This is a genomic window from Sulfuricurvum sp., from assembly GCF_022759005.1.
In the GTDB taxonomy this organism is placed as follows: domain Bacteria; phylum Campylobacterota; class Campylobacteria; order Campylobacterales; family Sulfurimonadaceae; genus Sulfuricurvum.
This window is the reverse complement of record NZ_JAEMQA010000004.1, coordinates 22,512-29,950: the sequence shown is the minus strand read 5'-3', so window position 1 is coordinate 29,950 and position 7,439 is coordinate 22,512. Positions and strand designations below refer to the sequence as shown.

At 45.4% G+C, this 7,439-nt stretch carries 10 protein-coding genes; 5 read left to right on the top strand and 5 right to left on the bottom strand.

Annotated elements, in window-relative coordinates; all coding sequences use genetic code 11:
• The first annotated feature begins 127 nt into the window (after positions 1-127).
• The 4 genes from serB to JHC35_RS00260 all read left to right on the top strand — a co-directional run bounded on the left by serB (position 128) and on the right by JHC35_RS00260 (position 2,757).
• On the top strand, positions 128-757 hold the full coding sequence (gene serB, locus JHC35_RS00275; protein ID WP_295041305.1) for a phosphoserine phosphatase SerB: 630 nt from the start codon (positions 128-130) through the stop codon (positions 755-757).
• Between the two features lie 129 nt (positions 758-886).
• Positions 887-1,225 carry a hypothetical protein gene (locus JHC35_RS00270; RefSeq protein ID WP_295041303.1) on the top strand — a complete coding sequence of 113 codons (339 nt, stop codon included), beginning with the start codon at positions 887-889 and terminating at the stop codon, positions 1,223-1,225.
• Between the two features lie 158 nt (positions 1,226-1,383).
• On the top strand, positions 1,384-1,716 hold the full coding sequence (locus JHC35_RS00265) for a cytochrome c (RefSeq protein WP_295041301.1): 333 nt from the start codon (positions 1,384-1,386) through the stop codon (positions 1,714-1,716).
• Positions 1,717-1,893: 177 nt separating this feature from the next.
• Positions 1,894-2,757, top strand: coding sequence for a TIGR01777 family oxidoreductase (locus tag JHC35_RS00260; protein ID WP_295041299.1), 864 nt, complete (start codon positions 1,894-1,896; stop codon positions 2,755-2,757).
• Here the strand turns inward: JHC35_RS00260 and JHC35_RS00255 are convergent.
• Genes JHC35_RS00255 through JHC35_RS00235 form a run of 5 tightly spaced genes read right to left on the bottom strand, consistent with a single transcriptional unit; the run spans position 2,711 to position 7,107 of the window.
• A complete protein-coding gene (locus JHC35_RS00255; protein WP_295041297.1) occupies positions 2,711-3,691 on the bottom strand; it encodes a 6-phosphofructokinase in 981 nt (326 codons plus the stop codon). The genes JHC35_RS00260 and JHC35_RS00255 overlap by 47 nt on opposite strands.
• Positions 3,688-4,287 carry an ABC-type transport auxiliary lipoprotein family protein gene (locus tag JHC35_RS00250; RefSeq protein ID WP_295041295.1) on the bottom strand — a complete coding sequence of 200 codons (600 nt, stop codon included), beginning with the start codon at positions 4,285-4,287 and terminating at the stop codon, positions 3,688-3,690. Before JHC35_RS00250 ends, JHC35_RS00255 begins: the two co-directional genes overlap by 4 nt.
• Before the next feature lie 3 nt (positions 4,288-4,290).
• On the bottom strand, positions 4,291-5,253 hold the full coding sequence (locus JHC35_RS00245) for an MlaD family protein (protein WP_295041294.1): 963 nt from the start codon (positions 5,251-5,253) through the stop codon (positions 4,291-4,293).
• Entirely contained in the window at positions 5,237-5,992 is a 756-nt protein-coding gene (locus JHC35_RS00240) for an ATP-binding cassette domain-containing protein (protein WP_295041292.1), read from the bottom strand. Before JHC35_RS00240 ends, JHC35_RS00245 begins: the two co-directional genes overlap by 17 nt.
• A complete protein-coding gene (locus JHC35_RS00235; protein WP_295041290.1) occupies positions 5,989-7,107 on the bottom strand; it encodes an ABC transporter permease in 1,119 nt (372 codons plus the stop codon). The genes JHC35_RS00240 and JHC35_RS00235 overlap by 4 nt, the downstream gene beginning before the upstream one ends.
• 54 nt (positions 7,108-7,161) lie before the next feature.
• Here JHC35_RS00235 and JHC35_RS00230 point away from each other — a divergent pair, with 54 nt between their 5' ends.
• Positions 7,162-7,431 (top strand): hypothetical protein, encoded by a 270-nt coding sequence (locus JHC35_RS00230; protein ID WP_295041288.1) that lies wholly within the window; start codon positions 7,162-7,164, stop codon positions 7,429-7,431.
• The last annotated feature ends 8 nt before the right edge of the window (positions 7,432-7,439 follow it).

The following is a 7,439-nucleotide window of genomic DNA, read 5'->3' as shown; positions in this document are numbered from 1 at the left end:
GCAGAACGTGATGGGGTTGTCTCTAAGGTAATGTAGGTACTGTTACGTAGTTTATCGATAAAGGTTTCGAACAAAAGGTGCCTTTGGATATAATTGCGTCATTATAACAAATTGTGGGAAATCTATTTTGATAAAATTAGCGGTTTTTGATTTTGATTCGACGTTGATGGATGGTGAAACCATCGATTTTTTTGCCGAAGCACTCGGAATCGGTGAACAGGTAAGTGCAATCACCGAACGGGCAATGAACGGTGAACTCGATTTTTTTCAGAGTCTTCAAGAACGTGTCGGTCTTTTAAAAGGGTTGGAGTTTGGTCTGGTCGAAGAGATTTGCCAAAACTTGCCGTATATGAACGGTGCGGTAGAGACGATTGCGGCACTAAAAGAGCGCGGTATCAAAGTGGTCTGTTTCAGCGGCGGATTCCGCAGCGCGACCTCGTACGCCAAAAATATTCTCGGCTATGATGCGGACTTTTCCAATGTACTTCATGCCAAAGAGGGGAAGCTCACCGGGCTTGTCGGCGGGGATATGATGTTCGATTTCTCCAAAGGGGATATGTTGGTGCGGTTGCAAGGGCTTTTTGGTATCACCGAAGCGGAGACGATGGTGGTGGGTGACGGTGCAAATGATCGCTCGATGTTTGCTCATGCCAGAACCCGTGTGGCGTTTTGCGCCAAAGAGATCCTCAAAAAAGAGGCGAATGTGATCGTCGATACCAAAGACCTCACTCAAATAATAGGTAAAGTGTTTGCATAAGCATACAAGTGTGCGCGGGCTTCCCGCCGAGGGCGAAGTGCCCCTTGGGTGAAACTCAGCGTTAGCGTAGCCAAACGGGGCTTTGCTCCGATGGCGTAATAAAAAAATAAACACAAAGGTATTTTTATAATGTTGGAAAATTCACTATGGTTGCGTTACAACCCGACTAAAACGATTCGTGAAGTATTGGCACGGATCTATGAATGCAGCGCAGTAGAGATCGGCGATGACGAGCGAGAATTGTATGCTTCGCTTAAACGTCATTTGACCAAAAAAGAGTTTCGCATGGTGATGATGAATGAAGCGGGGCTCTCTCCTGAGGAGATCGGTGCAGAGGTCGGTATAAGCGGTGATGAGCTGAAAAAAGCGCAATATAAAGCGTACCGAAAAATCCGTCAAGAGAAGATTCGTCGTGAAGTTCAAGTGAGTATGCTCAAAGAAGAAACCTTTGATGATAAAAGTGAATAATTGATACATTTTTGATAAAAAAGCCAAAAAAGTATCAAATTAAGATGTTGTTAAAGCTCTGTTTATCCTTTATCCGATATGATATTAACCTACCAAGACACCTTCATCCTTTTTTCGGAAACGGTGAAGGTGTCTTAAAATTAACCAAGGAGAATGATATGAAAAAGTCAACTTCACTTTTTCTTGCGGCAGTTGTTGCTGTAGGTATGATGAGTTCAACGGTTTCTGCTGATGACAAAAAAGGTCAAAAAGCATATTTGAAAACATGTAAAAGTTGTCATGGTAATGGTACTAAAGGTGCTGCTATGCATACACAAGATGAGTGGGATGAGCTATTCGCTAACGGTGGTGCTTCTATCATTAAAAAACATGCCGGAACAAAAGCGGAGCCATTCTTTAATGGTGATGGATTCAAAAGCCAAGCACAAGATCTTCGCGATTTCTTGTTCATGTACGGTTCTGACTCAGGAAACGTCCCTTCTTGCGGCTGATTCTCTAAGTTACCCCCATTGTGGGGTATCTTTTCCCTCTTTTTTCAATCTCTTCCTTTTATTTTCACTCTTGTTCGGTTTCCCTTTTAGAATTTGTTTAAATCTAAAAACCAGTTATATCTTTAAACGTTTCGTGCATCCCTTAGGGTTACAATGGGATATGTTAAAGGGATCAGAATGAAAATAGCAATTTGCGGAATGAGCGGGTTTGTAGGGAGTGCCTTAAAAGTTTTTTTTGAAGGGCGTGGAGATCAGGTCATCGCATTGAGCGTTCGAAACACTACATCGGTCGAAACCATTGTCCAACAATTAGACGGGTGCGATGTGCTCATTAACCTTGCGGGAGCAAATATTTTGGGGCGTTGGACCCAAAGCTATAAAAAGCTTTTGCGCCAAAGCCGTCTGGAAACGACCCAAAAATTGGTGGAGGCGATCGGAAAATGCGACTCTCCTCCCCATACCCTTTTAAATGCCTCAGCGGTCGGCATTTACGATGCACATCATCAGCACGATGAGAGTTCCAATAATATCGGGGACGATTTTTTGAGTCAACTCGTCCAAGATTGGGAATATACGGCATTTCATGCGCAATCTGAATTGACACGGGTATGTGCCATGCGTTTTGGAGTCGTATATGGAAGAGGCGGGGGGGCTATGGCAAAAATGCTCCCTCCGTTTAAAATGGGACTCGGCGGGAAAATGGGAGACGGATTTCAGATGATTTCATGGATCCATTTAGAAGATCTGGTCCGAGCGGCGGCTTTTTTGATCGATCATACAGAGATATCGGGAGTTGTTAATTTCACCTCTCCTGAACCGATCAGTAATTTAGAACAGACCAAAGCGATGGGGCATATTTTGAATCGTCCCACTTTTTTTGATATGCCCTCATGGGTAGTCAAGCTCGTTTTTGGTGAAGGATCAACGGTTATGCTTGATTCCAAAGAGGTCTATCCCAGAGTGCTTCAGGAAGCCGGATTTATCTTTAATTATCCTACATTTGACAGTGCGATGGAAGAAATTGCTCACGCCCAAGGCTGAGCAACTCTTCATCCAATGTATAAGGGTGTAGTGCTACTTCGTCAATTGTTTTAAAGTTGAAATGGCTTTTGTTATAACAAATGATCGAGTGGTTATTTCCTTCCAATAGTGCATCGATCGCATAGGTGACGAATTTGTACGCCATCAAGCGATCATACACACTCGGATTCCCACCGCGTTGAATATGTCCTAACACCGTAACCCGCGATTCAAATCCAAACTCTTTTTCAAACCATTTAGCTACGGCATTACTATCAAGCGCTTCGGAAACAACGGCAATAAAGTAATCGCGTCCTTTGGCTATCTGAGATTTGAAACATCCCGTATATTCATGGATATCGATTGGGATTTCAGGGATGAGACACATCTCGGCACCTGATGTGATGGCGGTGATGAGGGCGAGATAACCGCATTCCCGTCCCATCGTCTCGACGACGAATGCACGATGAAATGACGATGCGGTATCGCGTATCTGATCGATCGCATCGCGAATCACACCCAACGCGGTATCGACCCCCAGACAATAGTCTGTTCCGTTGATGTCGTTGTCGATCGTAGAGGGGATGCCGCAAAAAGCGATTCCGCTCTCATGGTAAAAGCGCTCCATCCCACGAAAACTTCCATCTCCGCCGAGCACGATCAGTTTATCGATCCCGTGAGAACGGAGATTCTCAGCGGCAATAGCTCGGTAGGAGGGTTCTTTGAAGCGCATCGATCGGGCCGAACCGATTTTTGTCCCTCCTCGGGTGATGATTCCCGAAACATCGTGATAATCGGCAGGGGTTATGAGATTATCAATCAATCCCTCATAACCGTTTCGGACGAAATAGGGCTGCAACCCCTTGGCAAAAGCGTATTCGACAAACCGCTTTAAGGCGGGGTTCATCCCCGAGACGTCTCCTCCGGAACAGAGGATCGCTATTTTTGGGTTCATTGGTTCTCCTTGATCAAGGTAGTTAGCCATGCGCTACATTGGATATTGAGTTCTAGAAGGGCATGTTTGAGTGCATCGACTCCTCCTATCGCATCATTGGAATGTGCAGGGGTCGTAATCGTAAAACGTTTTGACGCGATAATCTGTTTTGTTTTCGGATTGATGAGGCGGTAGGTGATATCGATGTACCCTTCGCTTCTATCTTCCACAAAACGATGATAAAAGGCGTCTAAATCGGATTCGACCAACCAATCGGATTGGCTCAGAGATGAGGTGGGCGAAACACTTGAAAAGAGGTTGTCATTTTGCAGTGAGTGTATTAGGGAGCGCTGGATTAACGCCGCAGGCGTATCGCTCCATCGACTATAGAGGTAATTTCCCGATTCCGTATCATTGCGCAGGTAGAGGATACTTTTGGAATTGAGAGACGAGAGTGCCTTGGGAGGGGCAATATTGAGAGTTTTTGGCGTGAGAGGCAGATGGGCATCTGGGGTATTTCGCGATGATAGAAGGGTGTATTCATTGATTGAGGGGGTTGTGGATGAACATCCCATCATAAGTAGCGCGATGAAGAGTGTACAGATAGAGAGTCGCATTGGTTATTCTCCTGGTCCCGGTTTCGGAGTTGATTTTTTGAACAGTAGGTCTGAGGGGCTTTCGCGTAAGGATTGCAGCGTTCTCTCCATCTCGGTGGTTAAAGTACGAGTTTGTTCCAAGAGGGAGCTCAACTCACCGCTTTCTGAAACGGCACGCAGATCATAATCACCTCGGTCAAGATTTGCTTCAAGCTTTTTGATCAGAGAATGGCTCTCTTTGGAGGTGGCTTCGAGAGATTGGAGAGTCGTCGTCATTTTGGTTTGGATGAGAGTGTTGAAATTGGTTGAGGTATTTTTGACGCTTCCTGCTGCCTCTTTCATGGCAGAGAGTGATTGCGTTGCGTTGTTCTCGAGGGTGGCACTCTGGGCTAAAATTTGTTTGATTTGACCTTGGTACTCATCCATCTGCGCCGTTAAGGAGCGTAAGTGATCCAATGCCTGTGCGACGTTTTCGACATTTCGATCACTAAAGAGGCGATCAGCATGATCGAGTGTCGTGGAGAGTTTTGATGCGACGTTGCTCAGTGATTCATCCAACCGTGTGATGAGTGAAGGACTTGTGGGGATCGTTGGGATGCTGTGACCTTCAGCTCGCAGAAGAGATGCGGTTCGAGACCCGCCTGCAATCTCGATAAATGCCAGTCCCGTAATACCGTAAAATTTGAGAATAGCGCGTGAATCGGTTTTAATCGGAGTGTTTTTTTGGATTTTTAGGGTTAATTCTACCTCTTCACTGTTATGCGGGTTGATTTGGATCGATTCGACTTTACCGACATCGACACCATGGAATTTTACGGCTGCTTCGGGTGATAGTCCTGAGACCGATTCAGTGATGAAAACTTTATAGCGGTGATACTCTGCTTCGTCTTGATTGTACTTTCCAAGCCAAAAAGCAAACGCGGTGAGTGAAACGCTAAAAAGGATGACAAATATTCCCACTGCCGTGTAATTAACGCGTGATTCCATATGACCCCTTTTGAAAGAAATAATCGACAATCGGATGATCGACATTCAGAACCTCTTCAACGGTCCCTTCGGCAATCGCCTTTTTGTCACCCAACAGTACGAATCGGTCTACGATATGATGAATTGTATCCAAATCATGAGTCACCATCACCACCGTTAATCCCAACAAATCGCGAAGTTGCAAAATAAGCTCGTCGAACTGACGCGCACTGAGAGGATCAAGCCCTGATGTCGGCTCATCCAAAAAGAGGAGCTTCGGATCGAGAGCGAGGGCGCGGGCGAGAGCGGCACGTTTTATCATCCCTCCGCTGAGCTCGCTGGGATAAAGAAAAGCGGCATGAGGCGGAAGTCCGACGAGATTAATTTTTAGGCGGATCAGTTCGTCTATGAGGTTTGGGGAGAGGGTGGTGTACTCTTTGTACAGCAGAGCTATATTTTCTCCGACTGTGAGGGAAGAATAGAGTGCTCCGGATTGAAATAGCACCCCCCATGATCGTCGTAATTCAAACGCTTCTTGAGGGGTAATGGTTGAAAGATCGTGTCCAAAAATCTCGATTGTTCCGCTATTAGGGTGCTCCAATAAAATCATTTCCCGCATTAGAGTCGATTTGCCTGATCCGCTTCCTCCGAGGAGGGCATAGATTTCATTGTGTCGAACGGTACAGCTGACGTGATCGTGGACGATATTATTGCCAAAAGCGGTCGTCACATTTTCAACACGGATTAGAGTTGAACTCATAATTTTAACTCCGTCAAGAGTACAGAGAAAAGGGCATCACACGCAATGACCAAAAATATGGCGTTAACGACGCTTTTGGTCGTGTATTGACCGATACTCTCCGTATTCATAGAGACTTGAAACCCTCTATGCGTCCCTACAAAAGCGATCAAAAAGGCAAAAAACGGTCCTTTGATAATTCCGATGAGGTAGTGTTTGAGTGCCAATGCTCCCTGTAAACGGTGGGTAAATTCACTAAAGCTCAGATGCGATTGGGTAGCAGCGATCACCATTCCTCCGAAAATACCGATCATATCAGCAAAGAAAATGAGCAAAGGCATCACAATCATCAATGCTATAACGCGCGGCCATACCAGAAAAATGAACGGATCAAATCCCATTGTTTTCATCGCGTCGATCTCTTGAGTCATTTTCATCGTGCCGATTTGGGCAGTGAATGCCGAACCGCTCCGACCTGCTACGACAATTGCGGTAATAAGCGGGGCAAGCTCGCGGGTGAGGGAGATTCCGATCGTATCGACGATGAAAATATCGGCTCCGAATTTTTGGAGTTGCACAACACTTTGATAGGCGACGACGACCCCGATCAAAAAAGCACTGATTGCGATGATCGGAAGTGCTTTGGCTCCGGTTTCGAGTATATGGGCTCCGATGGAGCGATAACGGATCAGATGCGGATGGCGCAGAGTATGAAATAATAAGATAAATGCTTCGCCCAAAAAAGCTATAAATGCGAGGATTCCGCTATAGGTTTCATAAGCCGCTTTTCCGATGCGATAGAGCCGTGAGGGGAGCGGAGGAGGTGTCAGGGCATTTGAGGGAGAAGAATAGAGGAGATTATAGAGATGAATATACTCTTCTTTTGCATGGATAATGGTAGGATTGTATCCCTGTTTTTGAAAAGATTCATTGATGTTTTGCCAAAGGGCAACTCCGGCGGTATCAATCGCAGTGATAGCTCCTAAATCCCATATGAGCTCATGTGTCGGATGAAAATGTTCAAATTGCCCACTGAGAGCACCGAGAGACTCTATGGTCCACGCACCGCTGCATACAATATGAGTTTTGCCCGCTTTGTCAATAATCTCGATCGATGCGCACGCTATATTTTGCATGACTCATTATAACGAAACGAAATTGATTGTGGAATATTGGTTATAATCGCGATTATGAAAAAGATTCGCTTGCGCTTAATTTTACTATTGTGGTTTATGGCATCGATGAGTATCGCCAATACTCATATCCACCATGATTTAAATGAACATGATAATTGTGTCAAATGTTATGCGTACAATATGATGAGCGGAGCGGATGCCCCTATCTCTGAGCCGATTCTTTTTAATACCCCCCAATTTGATGCTATTATCCAACCCGATTTTACACGTGTGCAAGCGCGTATTCATACCTCCTTCGATGCTCGTGCACCTCCCTCTTTGTAACTTTTTAC